This window comes from Spirosoma validum (genome assembly GCF_014699035.1).
In the GTDB taxonomy this organism is placed as follows: Bacteria; Bacteroidota; Bacteroidia; order Cytophagales; family Spirosomataceae; genus Spirosoma; species Spirosoma validum.
Genome location: NZ_JACXAA010000001.1, coordinates 449,616 through 470,183, shown reverse-complemented (window position 1 = coordinate 470,183; position 20,568 = coordinate 449,616). Strand labels below are relative to the sequence as shown.

The 20,568-nt window shown below is 49.4% G+C and carries 13 protein-coding genes; 1 reads left to right on the top strand and 12 read right to left on the bottom strand.

The genetic code is table 11. The features are described 5' to 3' along the window. Positions 1–6: 6 nt before the first annotated feature. Complete coding sequence (locus IC230_RS01805) at positions 7–3,042, bottom strand: FAD-binding and (Fe-S)-binding domain-containing protein (protein WP_191037250.1); 3,036 nt, start codon at positions 3,040–3,042, stop codon at positions 7–9. 26 nt (positions 3,043–3,068) lie between these two features. Continuing rightward, positions 3,069–3,461 (bottom strand): DUF1648 domain-containing protein, encoded by a 393-nt coding sequence (locus IC230_RS01800; RefSeq protein ID WP_223860173.1) that lies wholly within the window; start codon positions 3,459–3,461, stop codon positions 3,069–3,071. A 198-nt stretch (positions 3,462–3,659) separates the two neighbouring features. On the opposite strand from IC230_RS01800, the gene IC230_RS01795 reads away from it, so the two are divergent. Further along, positions 3,660–4,199, top strand: coding sequence for a biopolymer transporter ExbD (locus IC230_RS01795; RefSeq protein WP_191037248.1), 540 nt, complete (start codon positions 3,660–3,662; stop codon positions 4,197–4,199). A 7-nt stretch (positions 4,200–4,206) separates the two neighbouring features. Here the strand turns inward: IC230_RS01795 and IC230_RS01790 are convergent, their stop codons facing one another. The 10 genes from IC230_RS01790 to IC230_RS01745 form a co-directional block, all read right to left on the bottom strand. After that, positions 4,207–4,554 carry a hypothetical protein gene (locus IC230_RS01790; protein ID WP_191037247.1) on the bottom strand — a complete coding sequence of 116 codons (348 nt, stop codon included), beginning with the start codon at positions 4,552–4,554 and terminating at the stop codon, positions 4,207–4,209. A gap of 116 nt (positions 4,555–4,670) precedes the next feature. Beyond that, the gene (locus tag IC230_RS01785; protein ID WP_191037246.1) at positions 4,671–5,723 is read right to left on the bottom strand and encodes a DUF4097 family beta strand repeat-containing protein; all 1,053 of its coding nucleotides are present in this window, start codon (positions 5,721–5,723) and stop codon (positions 4,671–4,673) included. Positions 5,724–5,932: 209 nt separating this feature from the next. Next, entirely contained in the window at positions 5,933–7,033 is a 1,101-nt protein-coding gene (locus IC230_RS01780; RefSeq protein WP_191037245.1) for an OmpA family protein, read from the bottom strand. Positions 7,034–7,046: 13 nt separating this feature from the next. Next, a complete protein-coding gene (locus tag IC230_RS01775; protein ID WP_191037244.1) occupies positions 7,047–9,461 on the bottom strand; it encodes an ABC transporter permease in 2,415 nt (804 codons plus the stop codon). A 172-nt stretch (positions 9,462–9,633) separates the two neighbouring features. Beyond that, entirely contained in the window at positions 9,634–9,927 is a 294-nt protein-coding gene (locus IC230_RS01770) for a hypothetical protein (RefSeq protein ID WP_191037243.1), read from the bottom strand. 48 nt (positions 9,928–9,975) lie between these two features. Further along, complete coding sequence (locus IC230_RS01765; protein ID WP_191037242.1) at positions 9,976–12,351, bottom strand: ABC transporter permease; 2,376 nt, start codon at positions 12,349–12,351, stop codon at positions 9,976–9,978. A 63-nt stretch (positions 12,352–12,414) separates the two neighbouring features. Then, positions 12,415–14,766: an ABC transporter permease gene (locus tag IC230_RS01760; RefSeq protein WP_191037241.1), complete on the bottom strand. Its 2,352-nt coding sequence runs from the start codon at positions 14,764–14,766 to the stop codon at positions 12,415–12,417. A 261-nt stretch (positions 14,767–15,027) separates the two neighbouring features. After that, complete coding sequence (locus IC230_RS01755; RefSeq protein ID WP_191037240.1) at positions 15,028–17,361, bottom strand: T9SS type A sorting domain-containing protein; 2,334 nt, start codon at positions 17,359–17,361, stop codon at positions 15,028–15,030. A gap of 416 nt (positions 17,362–17,777) precedes the next feature. Next, on the bottom strand, positions 17,778–18,956 hold the full coding sequence (locus tag IC230_RS01750; RefSeq protein ID WP_191037239.1) for a serine hydrolase domain-containing protein: 1,179 nt from the start codon (positions 18,954–18,956) through the stop codon (positions 17,778–17,780). Between the two features lie 119 nt (positions 18,957–19,075). Continuing rightward, entirely contained in the window at positions 19,076–20,566 is a 1,491-nt protein-coding gene (locus IC230_RS01745; RefSeq protein ID WP_191037238.1) for a serine hydrolase, read from the bottom strand. Positions 20,567–20,568 lie beyond the last annotated feature (2 nt).

Sequence of the window (20,568 nt, the reverse complement as noted above, 5' to 3'; positions counted from 1 at the left end):
ACCGTGTTACATTAGAGCATCGAACAGAATTTCGGCGGGGTGCTGGGCTTTTCGACCCGTTCCGTCTTTGATCTGATGGCGGCAACTTGTCCCGGCGGCTGAGATGATGGCGTCTTCAGCGTTGCGTACTGCCGGAAATAAAACCAGCTCACCAATTTGCATGGATAGGTCGTAGTGTTCTTCTTCATAGCCGAACGAGCCGGCCATGCCGCAACAACCCGACGGAATCAGTTGAACCGTATAATTTTTTGGCAGAGAAAGCACTTTCTTGACCGGAATCATTGACGATAGTGCTTTCTGATGGCAATGTCCGTGCACCTTCACCAGTTGCGCTTCGCTCGTAAATAAGCTTCGGTCAATACGTCCGGCATCGACTTCATTGGAAAGCCATTCTTCGAACAGAAAAACGTTTTTGGCGATACGTAGCGCGTCAGCTTTTAACTCGTCAGGAACGAGGTCGGGATATTCGTCGCGGAAGGTTAGAATGGCGGAGGGTTCCAGACCGATCAGCGGTGTTTCGTCGGTGACGAGGTTTTTTAGTAACGTAACGTTACGTATCGCGAGCTTCTTTGCCTCATCGACCAAGCCTTTCGACAAATACGTTCGGCCACTTTCGACGTGTTTCGGCATCGTCACTACGTAGCCCAGCCGATCCAGTAGTTGAACCGCTTTCTGACCCACCGCTACGTCGTTGTAATTCGTGAACTCATCGCAAAAAAGAAGCACGGAGCCGGGCTGATGTTCGGAAGGGTAGGATGGGGGCGAAGAGGAAAGCTGTGAACGATACGTCTTAAACCACTGTCTCAACGTCGTACTTGCCAGCTCCGGCATACTCCGTTTGGGATGAAAGCCAACCGTTCGATTTGCCAGTTGACGCAGCGCCGACGAACCATAAATACCGTTGTACGCCCAGGGGGCAATACTCGCCAGCGACATTAGTTTGGTAAAGTTACCGACCAGTTTTGCCCGCAGCGGAATCCCTTTTTCGCGATAGCGCTGTTGCGTAAACTCAGCTTTCATTTTGGCCATATCGACGCTCGACGGGCATTCCGCTTTGCAGGCTTTGCACGACAGACATAAATCCAGTACGTCCTTAACAGCCTCGTAATCGTGTTCAGATGGTGCCGACTGATTACTGTAAAAATGCCGCAGAATATTGGCACGTGCCCGGGTTGTATCGCGCTCGCGTCGGGTGGCCATGTAGCTCGGACACATCGTTCCGCCCGAGATTTCGGTTTTGCGGCAGTCGCCGGAGCCGGAGCATTTTTCCGCCAGTTCGAGTAAGCCGCCATCTTTGGAAAAATCGAAAACGGTTTTTGGTTGTGGAATCACTACGTCCGCTTCCGAACGTAACGACTCGTTCATCGGGGGCGTATCAACCACTTTGCCGGGATTGAATGTATTGTGCGGGTCCCAAAGTGCCTTGACTTCCTTACAGAGTTGATAATTTTCGGGACCGAGCATAAACGCAATACACTCGCCACGCAACCGTCCATCGCCATGCTCGCCGGACAGGGAACCGCCGTATTTTTTGACCAGCTGCGCCGTATCCATCAGAAGCGCCCGAAAATTAGCCCGGCCTTGCGATGATTTAAGATTAATCAGCGGCAATACGTGAATCTCACCCGCGCCCGCATGGGCTGAGTATTCCAGTTTCAGGCCGTGTTGCTCCCAGGCCATCTGGTCCAGTTCATCGATGTAGTCGGGGAGATCGTGTACATCGACAGCCGTATCTTCAATGACGTTCGCCGGTTTTTCGTCGCCGGGAATGTTGTACATGATACTCAGTCCTGCCTTACGTAATGCCCAGGGTTTTTTCGTGTCTTCGTCGAACAGAATCGGATAGGCATACCCCAACCCCTTCGCTTTCAACTCATCCACGAAACTCTTCGCCTTTTGCGCAACGCCCTCCGCAGTTTCATCGAAAAACTCAACCATTAGAATCGCTTTCGGATCGCCCTCAACGAAATGCCGGTTTTTCAATTGCTCGATGTTGGTTTTGGTCAGTTGCAAAATATAATCATCGACCAGCTCCGACGCCGAACACTGATGCGCCAACGCGACCAGATTCGCTTCGAGCGATTGCCGGATGGTCGGAAAATGCGCGCAGACCAGTGCCGTTTCTTTTGGCGGCAACGGTAATAGATTCAGTTTCGCTTCGGTAATAAAACAAAGTGTCCCTTCCGAACCGGCGATGAGATGGGCGAAGTTGAAAAGGGGGGAGGAAGGAAGAAAGGGACGAGGGGGGGAAATGCTTTCCTCCCTTTCTTCCCCTTCCTCCCTCTCTTCCCAAAATTTTAAAAGTGCATCCAACGCATATCCCGTGTTACGTCGGGTGACGGTTGGTTTGGGGTAACCTTCGCGAATATGTTGCTGAATGTCTGGTTTAGAAAGCCAGTCGCGGAACTGAACATATAGTCGTTGTTCAAGTGGACTTACTACGTTCTCGCCCCGGCATTTGGCGTCGAACTGTTCGGGCGTGAGTGGACCGAACGTGACTTCGGCTCCATCGCTGAGTACGGTCCGAACTTCGAGCAGATGATCGCGGGTGGTGCCCCAGATGATGGAATGTAAGCCACAGGAATTGTTACCGATCATTCCGCCAATCATGGCCCGACTGGCGGTTGAGGTTTCGGGTCCGAAGAGTAGACCGTGCGGCTTCAGAAACGCGTTCAAATCATCGCGGATAACGCCCGGCTGAACGCGTACCCATCGTTCATCGGCGTTGAGTTCCAGCGTCTGCCCGAAATACTTGGAAATATCCACGACAATCCCGCTGCCAACAACCTGTCCGGCCAGTGACGTACCAGCCGCCCGTGGAATCAAGCCCAATCCGTACTGTTGCGCGAAACGGAGCAATCGCTTAATGTCGGTAACCGATTTGGGCAATGCTACGGCAATCGGCATTTCCTGATATACCGATGCGTCCGTTGCGTAGAGTATGCGCTGGGCGGTATGTTCGGGCGAATCATCAAAATAAAGATCACCTTCGAACGAAGAAATCAGATTGGCAAACGGCGGTTTTTGAGTCAGCAGAAACATAACTCAAAGGTACGAAGAAACTGCCTTTACTGGCGTGGAATCAGTTTATAGGATCGCCGAACGAAGAACCCGATGAGCAGAAATAAAAAGAAAAGTAACACAGGTAATGTCCAGCCAATCAACTGATCGTGATTGTAGTATTTAGCCCATATGGACTGACTTTGTATGATGAGGAACATTCCCGTGAGAAACACACGTATCGTACTGCCCATCAGACGAATATTACCCAGTTGACGGGATACATTTTCAGGCGTGCGCGGGCCTGGAAAATTCATAAAGTCGGGATGTGCTTTTTCGGCAGCCCAACTAATACTGATAACAAAAAAGACGATAAACGGAAGAATCAGCAACGTAGCGGGGCTACCCCAGCGATTGGGTTTTCCAGCCAGGTTATAATGCACAGCGACTGGATTTGGCAACTAGATCGCACCGGCAATCGATAAGAGAACTAAGCAAGTAAATAAGAAGATTGTCAGCCGATTGGCGTTACGTTCATAAGTACTCATCTCTACACATATTCCTTATTTGTGTATAAATAGTAAAGATAGAAAATTTAGTACGCTTGTGTGGAATATAGACATTTAATCATCAATGAGTTAACCAAAGCCAACGCCATCATGAAACGCCAGACCTATACACCTATACGTATTGATTTCACACCCTTTGTGAATGTCGCTTTACTCCTGATTGTGTTTTTTGTCTGGCTCAAAACGGTACAGCGAGAAAATGTTATGCAGATGAACATTCCAGGTGGTATCATGTGCTATTATGGCTGGAAACCAAAAGCGGATGCCAACCTATTTTTGTTAGACAACAACCGTATTGGTTTTCTCAACTATAACCTAAATGGTGTAGGGCCAGAGTTTATAGAAACGGACTATTCAGCTGCGGGAATTAAAAACCAACTAATCAGTATAACTCTGAATCACAACTATGGTGCTATTGTGTTGATTACACCCACGAAACTGTCAACGTTCAAAAATCTGGTAGATATCCTCGATGAAGTACGAATGACAGGCCATATTAAGTTTTGTTTCAATGACGTCCTGACGCCTGCAGAACAGAAATTGATTGCAAGTTATGAACGTTACAAAAACGCTCATCCAACTACTGCCCTATTCATACATAGGGCATTTTACACTCAGTCTGTTCGGTAGTTGAACTTCACGCCCGGTCAAAGACGCGCTTTAGCATGGCGCCAATAAAGCTGCCCACAAACGTCAGAATCATGGAGCCGTAGAGGCTAAAATTCTCCAGTTCCGCGTCAACATTATTGGTAGGATGTTCGAGGAAAAACGTGTACACCAGCCAGATCGTAACAGCCTGCACGATTGCCAGAAACCACCCTTTACGGGGCTCTAAAAAGCCTAATCCCGTTGCCAGAATAGTAGCCACTAAAAAAGGTAAATGAGCAGCGATAGCCACTTTAATACAGTAGAGTAGCAGCGAGCAACCAACCAGTGTCAGGCCAATATTGAGCAGAAGTCGGCGATTAATAAATGAATTCTTCATAAACAGCGAGGCCCGCCTGAACTTCAGGCGGGCCTCAAAATTAAGTTATTATCGAGTAGTGAAGGTATTCAGAATGAATACGATGACGTCAGAACCTGTTCGTTAACGTGAATAAGCTATTGGTTCACATTCACGCTACCGCTGCTGGCTGAGAGGGTAACAGGAATACCACCGCCGTTCAGCGTTCCTTTGATATGGTCTTTGTCTGTGTTGCCACTAAAATTGTTGAGCGGAATTTTGATGCGATTGCCGCTTAAGTTCAGGGTCAATCCTTTATCAAGCGGCATTTTTACATTGATGCTACCCGCACTCGTACTCAGTCGAACGTACTGACCGAGTTGGGTTAAACTCAAGTCGATACCACCGGCGCTGGTGCTGGCATCAATGCTACCCGCTACGTTTGCCAGCCGAATCGAACCGCCTGACGTACCAGCCTTGATATCGCCGGCAATATCTTCGCCGTGTACGCTACCTCCGCTGGTTTGTGCATCGACATTGCCTTTTAGATCGCTCAGACGAATGCTACCGCCTGACGTATGCAAACGCATCTTACCCGACGACGATTTCGCTTCAATGGAACCACCTGAGGTTTGTAGATCAAGTTCACCGGAAGTTCCGGCCTGGCAACGATCAAGATGAATGCTACCCCCCGAAGTCTGCCCGTTAATATTGCCCTGAATGTCGCTCACGTGTAGACTACCGCCACTCGTACGAAATTTTTGTTCGCCTGTCAGCGACGCCAGATGAATACTGCCACCTGAAGTACGCAGGTCGGTGGTTACCTTACGGGGGGTGTAGAATTTGAACGCAATACTCAATGAGCGTTTCCAGTCGCGGTCATTAGTCCGGCGTTTAGCGGTCGCCACGATGGTGCTGCCTTCCTGGGCAATTGTAATGTCATAATCTTTCAGCCGCTCTTCGATTTCTTCTTTGTCGAGATTGCCGTTTCCGTTGTTGCCCCGCACGTACATCTCCACTTTCGCATTCATATCCGTACCCCCTTCAATACTCAGGCTACCGCCTGAAGTTTCGGCGCGCACGGCGTTGATGTTCCCGGAAAAGGTTTTGATCAGATAAGGCTTGTTGTCATCGGTAGGCTTATTAGCGAAGGCTGTCAGCGAAAAGGTTGCTACGCCTACTAAAGTCAGGAAGAATTGATTCCGTTTCATGTGGTTCGTTTAGTTTATGTTCTAAAGATGCGACCCCGTCTGGTAAGGTTGCATGGGGGCAATTGTTTTTCATGTTGAATTAGTCAAGCACTGTGCCAATAATGATAAGGCGTTGGTAGTCAAATGTGTATCTTGATGGCTAGTGAAATGGTTTGTCCGATAGTGGACGCGAAGAAGTCAAAGGCGGACAGAACAGATTGCCAGAATATTCAGCGAATCGTAATTTCTACGCGCCGGTTTTTGCTACGTTCGCTTTCCGTCGTATTGTCGGTAATTGGCTGTTTACCGCCGAAACCTTCGGTGGTAATACGTTCATCGTCTATTCCCTGACGTATCAGATAATGAGCAACCACTTTAGCCCGATTTTCTGATAAAGCCAGATTCAGTCGGGGATCGCCGACATTGTCTGTATGACCGACAACGTGAACGTACCACTGCGGATTTGCTTTCATCGCCTGAACCAGTTTGTTCAAGTCAGTCGATGACTCGGGTAATAATACGTAACTGCTCTGTTCAAACTGAACCGTTTCCAAAGTCAACGTAACACCGGGTTTGAGATCAGATGACGGTTCGGGTGCTTGTTTGGGGATTGGGGCTGATGATATGACCGTATCAACTACGGCTGTTCGTTTCGGCGGTAACGGAGTAAGGATTGGTATTGATTTTACGACAGGTAGCGGTTTTTTAGGAATCACTTTGGGCGGAGGGGCAACCGCTACAACGGGCGTTGTGGCAACTGGCATTGGTGGCTTTGTTGGAACGGGAGCGGGTGGCGCTTTTTGAAAGAAATACTTCGATGTTATTGACTCGCCGGGGTTGCTGATACCGTTGAAAATGAGTCTGGGCGCATTGGGTAGTACCCATAGCAAGTCGATGGCACCTCCGAGCATATCGTTAAAATAATCGACTCTCAACTCGTAAAACTTTCCTGCTTCCAGAATAACACGACCATTGAAATGCTTCGAATCATTTAAATGCCAGGCATCGATTACTTTTTTATTGCCAACCCAAACCCGAATCCCGTCGTCTACTTTCGCATTGAATATATAAACGCCCGAAATAGGAGCCAGTAATTTACCCGTCCAGCGAACGGAATAATAGGATTTAGGCATACCCGGTCCCGGAGTACGCTCTAACCAGCTGAAATTGCGCTTTGGCCAGTCGAAACTGATGGCTGGGTCAATCCTGGTGAAAACCTTCTTCTCGAAATTCGTTCCGACGTAGTAATCGCCCCGTAGCCCAGACTGAGCCTGTGCCTGTTGCGCAAGCAGGCAGAACAGGCCAAACCAACAGATTACAACTAGTTTCATAAACGTATTACGATCATTCTGTTTTAAGCGCTTTGGCGGGATTCATAAGAGCAGCTTTCATTGATTCGTAACCGACGGTCAGGGTGGTGATCAATACGGTGGTCAGCAACGTAGTGGCAAATATCCATCCGCCAAGTTCAATGCGGTAAACGTAGCCGCGTAGCCAGCTATTCATCAGAAACCAGCCAACGGGCGAAGCCAATAAAAAGCCAATGATCAGCAGCCGACTGAACTCCCGGCCGAACAGCCACATAAGTTCGTTTGGGCTGGCGCCGAGAATTTTTCGGACACCGATTTCCTTGGTCCTGGTTTCGGCAATAAACGCAACCAATCCATAAAGCCCCAAACAACCGATCAGAATGGCGATCAGTGAAAATACTTCCGCTAAACCCAGCAAAATCCGTTCGGTCAGGTAGAACTGATTCATCAGGTCGTCTACAAAGTCGGCTTTGAAAACGTGTTCTGGAAATAGCTCATTCCAACTCGTTTCGACGGCTTTTACAGTAGTCGTCAGATTCGCCGGAGTCAGCTTCAGCGCAGCCATGTGTTTTTCAGGGTAATAATTCAGAATGGTTGTTGGTGGAATCGCTTCGCGCAGTTCGCTGATGTGAAAATCAGTCACAACACCAACGATTGTTTTTGTTCCGCCCCATATCTTGAGTTGTTTGCCCAGTACGTCGGTAGGGGCGCGTAAACCCAATTGTTTCACCATCGTTACGTTGACGAGGGCTTCGCTATTGGTCGTGTCGTTATTCAGAAAATTCCGGCCAGCCACCAGTTTTATGCCAAACAGGGGTATGTAATCCTTGTCGCCCACTTTCACTGTGGTTGGAAATTTCTCGGTTTCGGTATGCGTATCGTACGTGAACGGCACCGGAATACGGCGGTGCGAAGCGGGCGGCTCAACACACAGGGAAACGTGTTCAACACCCGCTATCTGACGTAGCTGATTACGCACTACGTCCTGTTTGAGTGCATTGCCTGTCGGTACGGGAATCATCAGAATCGCTTCTTTCCGGAAACCCATGTTGGTCTGTTGCATATGCCGGACCTGGGTCATCATTACAATCACGCCAATGATGAACAACTGCGTAATGAAAAACTGAACAACAACTAGCCCGCGACGTACTGATACGTTGCCGACCTGCTTCGCCGTAAGTTGCCCGTAACCCGCTCGCAACGCTGCCACAGGATTGAACCGGGCCATTACGAGCGATGGATAAAATCCGGCCAGTAAAATGACTCCTGCCACTAATCCGCCGAACCATAACAAAGCATCGGGTTTAAATACGTCGAGGATCGACAGGTCGGCATGCAACATCGACAGCGCCTGATTCAGGAAAGGCAGCGCGATTTGCGCCAACAGTAGCGATAACACAACGGCTACGAACGTAATGAGTGCCGTTTCGGTCATGAATTGACGAATCAGCTGTCCACGCGAGCTACCAACTACTTTCCGTACGCCCACTTCTTTCGACCGTTTCAAGGCGTAGGCCGTAGCGAGATTGATGAAATTGATGCAGGCCGCCATGACCAGGAATAATCCCACTGCAATCAGAGCATAAAGAATAGGCCTGGGTGCCTGACCACCGTATTGCGGATTATGGTTCAGATCGTCGAGCGGGAGGGCGTGGAAATCGAGCTTTTTGGCTTCCTGCGTGTTCAGGTATTTTTGCCGAATTCCCGGAAATACGCTGGCCAACTGCTCAACCGATGTGCCTTGACGCAGGGTGACAAAACACATTGTCGAAACGCTTTCCCAATTTTGCATAGCCTGCTGCCCCTGATCACTAAGTAGCACAGGAACGGTGGCATAGGAAATGAAAACATCGTAACGCAGTTTGGTATTGGATGGCAGATCGTTCACGAGACCCGTAACGGTCAAATCGGTTTTGTTATCGAAACGTAACGTTTTGCCGATAGGATTCGCCGAACCAAAGTACTTCTGAGCGTAGCGTTCAGACAACACAACAGTATTGGGAGCCAATAGCGCCGTTTTCGGATTCCCGCTGATCCATTTTGTATCAAACACATCGAAAAATTGGGGCTCGGTGAAGCATAGATTCCGCGATTCCTCAAACTTTTGCGCATAGCCCCCTTTGCCATCCGGTACGCTGATGATGCGCCCGAACATATTTTCGAGCCGAACGGCACTTTCAATAAACGGATAATTCTGACGTAACACATCGCCAAATGGTCGGGGCGTAGCGTCAGTTGGAATAACGTTATCCTGCCGAATGTCGGTAACGATCCAGTACGTACGATCGGCCTTAGCGTGGTAGCGATCAAAACTGAACATGTAACTTACCAGCAGAAAAAGCACAAGGCCACAAGCCAGACCGATAGATAATCCAATAATACTGATCGCACTTACTTTACGATTGCGCCAGAGATTGCGCAGGGAGATTTTAACGTAGTTCCGGAACATAAACGCAGTGATTTGATATAGGGCCAGGAATTAGAATGATTATTCTGAAAGTCAAATATATAATTTTCTTATATATAAAAATAGTATGACCCTAAATCGGCGAGTAGGCTGATCCGGAAAAGTGTATGTGAAAATATAGTGCGTGTTTAACCGCAAAGAAGATCAGGCGTAGTTATCTGGCCATCAGCAACTTCCGCTGTTTGGCCAGATCTTCTTTTTTGACAAACGTAATAGGGACGAACTCATCGTTTGGTGCACCAATGTAGTAAAGGCTCCAATCCCGATCGTAACCAGCCAGCATTTGCTGAATGCATTCAACCCGGTCGAAAGTTGGAACGTGGCAGTCGCCCCAGTAAAACAGTTCGACGCGGTAGTGCAACGCCTGTTTCTGTCCATTGATGGTTACGTCGATTTCGATGTCCTGCTTACCAGGCATCGAGGAGATGGGGATGGCGATGTATGACATAGTGTTTTAGGGTTAAAATCTTGCAGTGGACCGAGCGCAGGGATTGCCTTATTCGCTTCGTAAACTATCGGTTGGGTTGGTCAGAGCCGTTCGGTATGTTCGCCAGCCGATGGTTAGCCCGCCCAGCAGGAGCATCGTTCCGAAACAAAGGCTTAACATGCCCATACCCACCGAAATATGATACGCAAACGTCATTAAAAAGAAACGCGTAGCCAGATAGCCCAACGGCAGTGCAATGGCGCCGGCAAGCAGTAATAACTTCAGAAAATCCCAGGATAACAGCCAGATAATCTGGTCGATGCGCGCACCCATTATCTTGCGGATGCCTACCTCTTTGGTACGTAACTGGGTTGTGTAGGTAACCATGCCCAGCAACCCCAGACAGGCAATAGAAATGGCCAGACCAAGCAGAAGGCCCATAAACGAAATGTCGTCGGTATGGCTGTGCCGATCGCTGAGGAAATCGTTGTACCATACTCCGGCGAACGGTTCATACGGATTGAGCTTTTTCCAGATCCGGGCAATGTCGGCTTTGGCGGCTTCTGGATTTCCAGTGGCTACTTTTACGTTCAGATACCGAAAGTGGGTAGGCTGGTAACGTAGCATGAGCGGTCGTATTTTCCAGACTAACGTAGTGAACTGAAAATCTTTCACCACGCCCGCTACCTGTACGTCGATGCTGTCGTTTAGCCAGAGCGTTTGTCCGACGGCAGCCCCCGGTTCGCCCAGCCGCAGTGTCCGAACGGCTTCTTCATTCAGCAGAACCAGGCGTGAGGCTGAGTCGGAAACCGACGCCAGGATGTTCTGACCGGCCAATAACGTCAGGCCAAGAGTTGGCAGTAAATGAGAATCTGTGGCAAAGACATCCGTAACCACCGAATCGCCACCCGTTCGCTGCCGATAAATCATCCGCCAGTCTCCGCCATGATCGCCGAACAGGGCTGCCGTAGCCGTTACGCGTTCAACGCCCGCCAATTGATTCAGGCTGGTTGCTAACCGATTGGCCGGAAACCCATTCAGCGGAATTGTCAGGATGTTGTCTCGCTGAAAGCCATAATCGGCCGTTCCCATGTAATGCTGTTGCCGGGCCATGCCAAGCAGCGTAATCATGGAAAATAAAGAAATGGCAAACTGAGCGACAATCAGCGATTTACGAAGAGTGATGCTCCGAAAAACACGAATACCCGTTTGACTACGTAGCACCTGCGCCGGTTGAAATCCCGATAGAATCCGGGCAGGGAGGATACCCGCCAGCAGCCCCGTTACCAGGCTGAACGTAATGAAAACCAGCCATACCCGAATGTCCTGTTCCCACTCAACCCCACCAATTAGCCATTGCTGCACAAACGGCATAGGTTTCACCAACTGAAGCATGCCATAAGCCAGCCCAAGCCCCAGTATCGACAGAAAGGCGGATTCGGCCATAAATTGACCCATCAGTTGCCAACGTAGCGCGCCCGATACTTTCCGGATTCCTACCTCGCGGGCGCGGCTCAGTGAGCGGGCCAGTGTCAGGTTGATGTAGTTGAACGTGGCCAGTAACAGCGTCAGCAACCCGACGGCCATCTCGGTTATTAGTTTGCCGATGGTAGGTTCATAGGTCCCAAGCATCAGTTCCTCGCTGGCGGGCGTAAGCTGACTCAGCGATTGACTGCGGAACGTATAGCCTTTCTCGCTGGTGAATCGAATTCCTTTCGTGACGCGGGCCGCCAGCGACGGTAATATCTCATCCAGCGTTGGAGCCGAAATTCCCGGTTTGAGCAAAACATAGGTGTACCCCTGTGTGTATTGCCCCCAGTTGGTTTGTGAGCGTACCCAGTCGGAACCCGTAAGCGTAGCTATCGACACCAGCATGTCGAAATCAAGGTGCGTTTTGGCGGGCGGCTCTGCCAGAACTCCGGAAACGGTTAAAGCGCCGAGTTGTGTATGGTCGATACGTTTACCAACTGGATTGGCTGTACCAAAAAAACGTTCGGCGGTTTTCGGCGTCAGCACTACGCTTTGGGGAGCAATGGCCGCTTGTCCTTTGGCTAACGTAAAACCGAAAATACGGAAAAACCCCGGGTCAACGCTGCTAAAAATCAGCGGTAATTGTTTCCGGTTAGCCGTAAAATCACCATAATTCCGGACAACCCGCGTAGCTTCTTCAACAAACGGATACTGCTTCTTCAACGCATCTGCCAACGGCATCGGCGACGTAGCGTACCCTTGTTCATCATTCGTTTGGGTTGTGACATCGGTCAGGATGCGATACGTTCGGTCGGGGTTTGGATGAAAGGAATCGTACTCAAAAGCACCTTTAATCCCGATCATCGCCAGCAGACAAACCAACATGCCTGACGCCAGACCAAATACGTTGATAAAGGAAAACAGTTTGTGTTTCCAGAGGTTACGAAAGGCGGTGTTGAAAATGTTGCGCAACATGCACGTATGAGGTTAGGGTGTGAGGGTTATAGTAGGGGAGTAGAGTTACCCTACGCCTTTATGCTATTCACTTCGTAAACTCTTCACCGGATTCGTTAAAGCAGCTTTGATACTTTGGAAACTAATTGTCAGGAGAGCGATGACAATGGCGAGCAGGCCTGCCAGCGCAAATACCCACCCTGATAGGTCAGCTTTGTACGCGAAATCCTGTAACCAGCGGCTCATGGTCCACCACGCCAGAGGGGAGGCAATGCCAATAGCGATCAGGACTAGCTTCAGAAAATCTTTTGAGAGTAACGTAACGACATTGGCAACTGAAGCGCCCAGCACTTTCCGAACGCCAATCTCTTTCGTCCGCCGTTCGGTGGTTAACGTAGCGAGCCCGAATAAACCCAGGCAGGATACCAGGATAGTTAATCCCGCAAACCCGTTGAATACGGTTGCCATAAGCTGGTCTTTGCGGTATTTTGTTGCATACGATACATCCAGGAACTCGTAATCAAACGGATACGCCGGGTAATGGCTCTGCCAGATCGTTTTTACAAGGGGTATATCTACCGGCTTCACCTTCAGCATGATGTTAGTCGCAGGCACCGTATTATACACCATCACCAGCGGCTCAACCGGGTTGTGCAGCGAGTGATAATTGAAGTTCTTCACCACGCCTGTTACGTTACCTTTATGCCCAAACCCTTCCATCGTCTGATTAAGTCCTTTTTTCCAGCCCGCTAACCTCAGAAAAGCTTCGTTAACCAGAAAGCCACCTTTTTCATCTGCTTTAATCTGGCCTGATAAATTGCGGCCTTCCGCTAATTTGATACGTAGCAACGGAAGAAACTTATCATCCACAAACAGGTAATTGCTCATCACTTCCCGCTTTTTTCCGTTCGTCAGAATGTTCGTCGATGCCATCGCCATTGGGCCATTTGTTAAGCCTGAACCAAGCGTTACGTCGCCTATTTCACTCCGTTGTTTGAGGGTATTCGCCAATGCTGGTGCGGTTGCTCTCGCGATCGAATCGTCGGGTAAATAAACACTCAGGATTTGCTCTTTGGTGAAACCAACGTCGTAGTGTTGCAGGTAATCCATTTGCCGATGAATCACGAGCACACCGGCAATCATGCCAACGGCCAGCATGAACTGAAAAACAATGACCGTTTTCCGCAACCACAACCCCTGCCCATAACTACTTAGCCTTCCTTTCAGGACGCTTACTGGCTGATACCCCGACAGGACAAAGGCCGGGTAAAACCCGCCGAGCAACGTAATCACGACCCAGGTGACGCTACTCAGCAAAAGCATATCGGGCCAGGTAATCCGTAACTGAATCGTTAGCAGTTCATTGAAAAAGGGAATGGCTATCTGTAACAGGAAGATGGCAAGCATGAGCGCCAAACCACTCAGCAGAAATGATTCAAACAGAAACTGTCGTATCAACTGACTCCGCTGGGCGCCGGTTGCTTTACGAATTCCTACTTCTTTAGCACGTTCAGTGGCTTTGGCCGTTATCAGATTGATGTAATTCAAGAGGGCAATCGACAACACAAAGACGGCCAAAAAGGCGAACAAATAACCGTATTGCTTATTGCCTTTGGGCGTATCGGCTATTTTTCCCTGGCTGTAGTGCACATCGTTCAACAACTCGGCCGGGAAACTGACGGAGTAACCTTTGCCGCCCTGCTTCAACAATTCCGGAGTAACGTATTTCGTAGCAATCTGGTCCAGTTTCTTCCTGAAATCGGGCAGATTGGGCTGATGTTTGAAGAGAACGAATGTGTAAGCCGGGAAATCTTCTTCGAGCCAAGCGGTGGTAATCGGAAATTTATTCGACAGCAACGCATTTATTGGTAAATCTGAATTGCTGGGTAGGTTGGCGATAACGCCGGTAATCTGATACGTCTGTTTATTGATCTCGATTGGTTTTCCCAGAATATTTGTCCGACCAAAATACTTGTTGGCAAACTTCTCCGTAACGACAGCACTATTGGGATTCAGCAACGCCCGCTTAGGGTTACCGACCAAAAAATCGTAGGCGAAGACGGAAAAAACGTCATTATCCGCGTAGTACACATCCAGTTCACTAACCAGTTTATCCTTCACCCGGACAAACGCTCCGGTAAGTCGAAACCGAACGGCGGTCTCAACTTCAGGATAATCGTGTTTCAATACAGGGGCTAATAACATCGGGCTCGACGCGATCGACAAAGGCGATTCCGGCGTTTTTAAGTCGGTTGTTACACGCACAATTCGATCTGCGTTTGGATGATGCCGATCAAATGAAAACTCATGATCGACGTACAGCACCATGAGCAAACAGGCAGCCAGCCCAATCGCTAAACCGCCAATGTTCAGGACACTGTATAGTCTATTGCGCCAGAGATTCCGTAGCGCTATTTTGAGATAATTGTTGAGCATAGGCTTAGGGCATAGGAGTAAGGGCATGGGGACAATAAACCGTTAGGAGCCTTACTCCTCTGCCTTCTGCAAAACGATCGCTCAAAAAGTATACCAGTGACTATAATCGGCTGATGTATAAGTATTTGTAAGTAAAATTTGAACGTAATACGTCCGAAACCGGACGTATTACGTTCACTTATGGACATCAGGAAAACGTCAATTTAATAGTCTGGACGTAGCGAAACCAGTGGTGCGATTAAGCACACGAACGATTGTTCGTTACTGTTTCAACAACTTCACGGTCTGTGCCTGAGTAGGGGTTTGCACTTTTAGTACGTACAGACCCGTTGCCCGGCCCAGTTGTATGTGATGCCGCTCACGAATACTTTCCTTTTCGATTCGTTGTTGACTCACCAGTATGCCCTGTTCATTGACGACATCCAAACTGACTGATTCATCAACAACTCCGCTGATTTCCACCTCGACAGTTTCGTTACGTGTAGGATTCCCCAATACCACCACCTGTAGTTTACTGACTTCTTCGGCCGCTTTTCGCAGACCATTACTGCAACGTGATAACCAGTTCCAGGCAAAGCTTGCCGTACGACCCTGCGAATCCCAGGCTACGATGGTGACTACAGGATTATCAACGGCTGGGTAAATAATAGCATCAGGATTTGTGGTTGGCTGTAGTAGTCCTGTTACGGAAAAACTCATTGGCGGAGTGAAGGTGCCTGAGTATTCCGGCATGAAGCGAACAGCACGTATTTCGGGCGAATATTGGGTGCCCGGTCTCATTACATCGCAGCTTGAGAGTGTTGCGCCCGATACGGTAAACGGCATTGGATCGGCGATCGATGTAAGGATCGTGCCGTTTTCGCCAACGGCTACGAACTGCCAGTTCAGGCAACGAACCGTATTCAGATTACCAATAGAGCTTGGAGTGCTTTTAGGCACTGGATTCAATCCATCGAGTGTCGTCATAATGGACGTATTGCCCGCAATCACGAACTGACCGTTCCCGAACGTAATGCTACCCGTATTGGCTCCCGACGAATTGCCGCTACCCGTCCAGGTGAAGCCATCGGTCGACCGACGGACGTTACCTCCGCCACTACCCACCGCAACAAAATAGCCATTACCGTAGGCGATTCCACGTAATGTGTTGGTCGTGTTCGAGACGCGGCTCGTCCAGGTTAGCCCGTCGGGCGACGTATAAATAGCTCCATTGACACCAACGGCTACAAATAGACCATTTCCATAAGCGATGTCCTGAAAGTTTACAGAGAGTAGTGGGGGCGATGGCGTCCAGGTCAAACCGTCGGTCGACACCATGGCCTGACCCGTACCCACTGCCACATACCTCCCTTTGCCGTAAGTTATGGCTTTGAAACTACTGCCCAGTTTACGAAAGGTCCAGGTGACCCCATCCGGTGATGATAAGATATTGCCGTAGTAATCCACTGAAACGAATAAATTCTGTCCGAACACCACATCACTCGGCGTTGGATAGGTCGGAAATTCGGTTCGGTTGAACGTAACGCCATCGGTCGAAATCAGCACCTGTGCACTTGATGTGCTACTGTAGCTGTTTCCTATGACGACGTACCGTCCGTTTCCATAAGCTGCACTGGTCAAGTTACTCTGCCCATCGGGTGCGTTGGTTGCCTGCCAGACAGTTCCATCCGTTGATCGGCGAATGCTGGTCCCGACCGTAATAAATTGATTATTGGCATAAACAACGCCCTGCATGGTTTCGATTAAACCAAGGTATCGTTTGGTCCAGGTGATGGCATTCGGCGAGGTTAGAACAGTCCCGTAATAACCCACCGCAACAAACTGGCCGTTGCCATACGTAATATCATACAGATTATAGTCAGTGCCTGTGGCTGGTAACTGAGTGGTCCAGGTAATCCCATCGGTTGAAATCAGTTTTGCGTTGGATGGATACCCTCCCACCGCTACGTACTTACCCGCTCCGTAGGCAACATCTTCTAAGGCCGCCCCTGAATTGGTCTGACGCATCGTCCAACTGATGCCGTTTGGCGAGGTTAAGATAACTCCGCCATACCCTACTGCAACGAACTGACTCCCACTGTACGTAACCCCCCGCAACGCAACAGGAACGGGCGTATTCGCGTAACGGACAGTCCAGGTGTTGCCTTCGGATGAGGTCAGAATGGTACTGTTTTCGCCTACCGCTACGTATAAGGAGCCGCCGTACGTGACATCGTTTAGCGTTTTGGTCGTTGGCGACGCTTTCGAGGACCAGGAATAACCCCCGTTGGAGCTACCGAAGATGATTCCGTTCACACCCACTGCTACAACGCCTGTAACGGGCGAGCCAGCCGTTACGCCGTTGAGTTGGTAATTCGTACCGATCAGCGATTTCATCCAGGTGGTTCCGTTGGTAGAAATCGCTACGGTATTGTCAGTACCTACACCGATGAAAAGTCCAGTTTTATAGGTGATTGCACTCAGGTTAAACGGCCTTCGCGCGATCCAGTTACTTTGGGCGGTGGCTGTTAAGGCTACCAATAAAAACAGACTGATGAGGAGTTGAGTGGAAAAATAAGACACCCGATTTGGGTAACGATACGTACTAACTGACATAGTATTGATTTGCTTTAGAGTTCACCCCCTTTGTCGGCAAGCGGTTTGAAGAGGGAAACATCCATTGAGCAAACGGTAAATCAGTTATTACGTAGCGAATGCTACCTCACCCCCAACCCATCTCTACGGGGGCGGGGAGTAAATCATTTATTTAGCCTATAGGAGAGGCTAATCTTGTATAAGTTTTATTAGAAAGTAAATCCAGGTCATTACTAGCCCATGGGGGCGACCTGTTAATAGCTAAGAGGATTAGTCATATCCTCCAAGCGCCGTAGGTGCGTCCTAATTTGCAACATTTGGGTTGCACCTACGGCGCTTGAAGTGGGTTGGGTGACCGGTTTTCTGTTGACAGGTCGCCCCATGGAGCTGTTGCAAAACTCCTGCAAGATTAGCTTTACGGGGTTGGGTTGGGGTATTTAATTCGGTAACGTAACAGCCCGTTCGTCGACTGCTTTCGCGATTTGGTTTGCCAGTGCTGTAATGCGGGAAGCTGTCGATCGGTCGCATTCATTGGACAGGATAACGATGCCCATGTTCAGTTCGGGATAATTGACGCATAAACTGCTGAAACCGGGAATGTTGCCATCCTGCCAGATCGCTCGGTAACCGGATGAGTGCAGTATTTGCCAGTTAAGCCCCGCCGAATACCGAGTTGAATCGCCCCAGGTTGACCGGTGGGTCAGTTTCACGGCTTCTGTCTGTTCGGCTACGTTCCATTGAACGTATTTCAGCATATCCGTTACGGTCGATTTGAGGGCAGCGGCTCCCTGAAGCTGATCGGGGATAGACGGCATCTGAACACCGTCGCAGTTGTATCCAGGCGCGCAACTCGTCTGGTCGGAGGGAGGCAACGTAATGCTTGTGCGTTTCATGGCCAGTAGCTCCGTTATTTTCTGACGTACGAGATCTTCGAAAGGTAGTTTATACACTCGCTCTAAAATATAACCGAGCAACTGAGCACCTGTGTTGGAGTACCTGAACGTATAACCGGGCGTGTTATCGAGCCTGACATTACGTAGATCCGTGTAGAAATCCTGCTGGGTGTAGTTCTGCAAAAGTTCGGTAGCAATCGCCGACGACGGTATCGTTGTGTTGGCAAACGCGTCCGGGCGATCCGGCAACAGAAACGGTAAGCCTGACCGATGATTAATCAGGTGAAAGAGCCGGATGGGTTGACCCTGGTAGGCTAAATTTGGATATGCGCCGGGCAGGTACTTACGAATGTCATCGCCCAGATTTACCCTCTTTTCTACGACTGCCTGTGCCAGCAAAGCCCCTGTGAAGGTTTTGGTGATGGAAGCGATTGGGTAGATCGTTTGGCCAGTTGGGAGTTGCTGACTGCCTTTTTCGACCTCGCCGTAGTTGTAAATGTGCGTCTGACCATCTCTAAAAATGCCTACCGAGAGCCCTACAGTCTGTGGTACGGTCATGAATTGCTGAGCAGCCTCCTCAACGATGAAATCGATCGGTTTTTGCAATGGATTATCCGTCGACGCTTTTTCGGGAGGAAGTATAGCTATTGTAGCCGTAGAGCGCTTCGGATAAATAAACTCCGATGAAAACATAAAGAGAGCGGAGATAAGCCAGGCTTTCATAGCAATTGAATTGTTTGGAAAAGGATTTGGTGGTTACGCACAGCCAGTAGATGCCGTTCGGCGTAAACAGGTTGCTTGCTTCGCCTTATGAAGGCTGCGTTCCGTTCGTCAGCGACAAGCTAGTTGCCGGGCGTTGCGCCCACTTTTTTTAGGAAATCGATGGCGCTGGTATTCTGAGCGTTCAGGGCCAGCGAACGCTTATAATTCTCGACAGCGAGCTTCCGGTTACCCATATGCTCATAGTGTTCCGCCAGGCTATCGTAGGTATTCCAGGCTTTGGGATACAGACTGACATTTAGCTTAAAAAGCGCAAGTGCTTCCTGTAATTTGTTCTGCCCAACTAGCTTATAACCCCAGCTATTTACATAATTTTCGCTCAGGTGAAGCTCGGGGTGTTTTTTGCGCACGGCCTTCACTACGTCGATAACCTGTGCATAGCCTCGCTTTTTCAATTCGTCGTTTAGACGTGTCAGCGCAATCGGTTCCCCGTACAGGACGTTCATGATGTTGCCCGACAGTTCCTGAAGCTGGCCCTGCGTTGACTGATCCGAATTATTGGCGAGCAGTACAAGGCCCACTTTCTGATCGGGATACAGATCGCAGAGACTGGCAAAGCCAAACGTACCACCGGAGTGTTCTACCTGCCGTTTGCTGTCGAGGGTTTTGTGGAGAAACCAGTTCAACGCCAGCGCCAGGCTTTCAACGTTTCCCCAGGTTAGCTGATGGCTCAGCTGTACGACTTTGTTCCGTTCATCCAGTTGATAAGCTGCGTATTTCAGCAGGTCAGCCGCGCTGTAGCGAAGCCCACCGGCCGCCTGCATCGCTTTTATCGTGAACGCGGGCATCTGAATACCCTTTCCATCATAGCCAATGGCAAATGAATCTGCCGGGGTCTCCGAACCGAACGTACTGTGCATACCGAGGGGCTGTTCAATCTCTGTTCTAATTAACTCCTGGTAAGGCATCTGATAGATTTTCTCCAGAATGTACCCCACCAACTGAGCCGCTACGTTGGAATGGCGCGGATTCTGGCCAGGAGCCGCCTTGAGCGTAACGGCGTCTAGATCGTTGAAAAAATCCGCCTTCGTGTAATGACTCAACTCATTCACGATCAGAAACGGAATTGAATCTGAATTGGCCCGTTTGAACCGACCGGGGTTATCGGGAAGTTCAGAGGTCCAGTTCGTCAGGTGAACCAGCTTTATTGGCTTGCCCTGGTAGGCTAAATTTGAATAGTCGCCGTCGAGGTATTTCCGGATGTCGTCATCCAGATTAGCTTTCTTTTCGGTAACAGCCTTCGCCAGTAGCAGACTCCCAAATGTTTTGCTGATCGACCCGATCTCGTAGATCGTGTGTTCGGTAGGTGGCTGGTCTTTTCCTTTCTGCGTTGTACCGAAATTGTAGAAAGCGGTCTTCCCATTTTGAATAACACCGATCGACAAACCAACGTGGGCTTTCTCCTGAATAAACGCCCTTCCTAGTTGCTGTATGGCGGTTTTTGAAATAATATTCTGGCTGCTATTCGTTGGCGGTGAACTCACTTGCCCAGACACCAAGTCCATGGTTAACGTAACGAAACAGCCTGCGATAAGTAGTGAATGAATGCGCACAA

Bases quoted from the DNA above. Each gene is read 5' to 3' on its own strand.
- IC230_RS01780 (WP_191037245.1), bottom strand. From the start codon at position 7,033: ATGAAACTAGTTGTAATCTGTTGGTTTGGCCTGTTCTGCCTGCTTGCG.
- IC230_RS01805 (WP_191037250.1), bottom strand. From the start codon at position 3,042: ATGTTTCTGCTGACTCAAAAACCGCCGTTTGCCAATCTGATTTCTTCG.
- IC230_RS01790 (WP_191037247.1), bottom strand. From the start codon at position 4,554: ATGAAGAATTCATTTATTAATCGCCGACTTCTGCTCAATATTGGCCTG.
- IC230_RS01755 (WP_191037240.1), bottom strand. From the start codon at position 17,361: ATGTCAGTTAGTACGTATCGTTACCCAAATCGGGTGTCTTATTTTTCC.
- IC230_RS01795 (WP_191037248.1), top strand. From the start codon at position 3,660: ATGAAACGCCAGACCTATACACCTATACGTATTGATTTCACACCCTTT.
- IC230_RS01770 (WP_191037243.1), bottom strand. From the start codon at position 9,927: ATGTCATACATCGCCATCCCCATCTCCTCGATGCCTGGTAAGCAGGAC.
- IC230_RS01775 (WP_191037244.1), bottom strand. From the start codon at position 9,461: ATGTTCCGGAACTACGTTAAAATCTCCCTGCGCAATCTCTGGCGCAAT.
- IC230_RS01765 (WP_191037242.1), bottom strand. From the start codon at position 12,351: ATGTTGCGCAACATTTTCAACACCGCCTTTCGTAACCTCTGGAAACAC.
- IC230_RS01760 (WP_191037241.1), bottom strand. From the start codon at position 14,766: ATGCTCAACAATTATCTCAAAATAGCGCTACGGAATCTCTGGCGCAAT.
- IC230_RS01750 (WP_191037239.1), bottom strand. From the start codon at position 18,956: ATGAAAGCCTGGCTTATCTCCGCTCTCTTTATGTTTTCATCGGAGTTT.
- IC230_RS01785 (WP_191037246.1), bottom strand. From the start codon at position 5,723: ATGAAACGGAATCAATTCTTCCTGACTTTAGTAGGCGTAGCAACCTTT.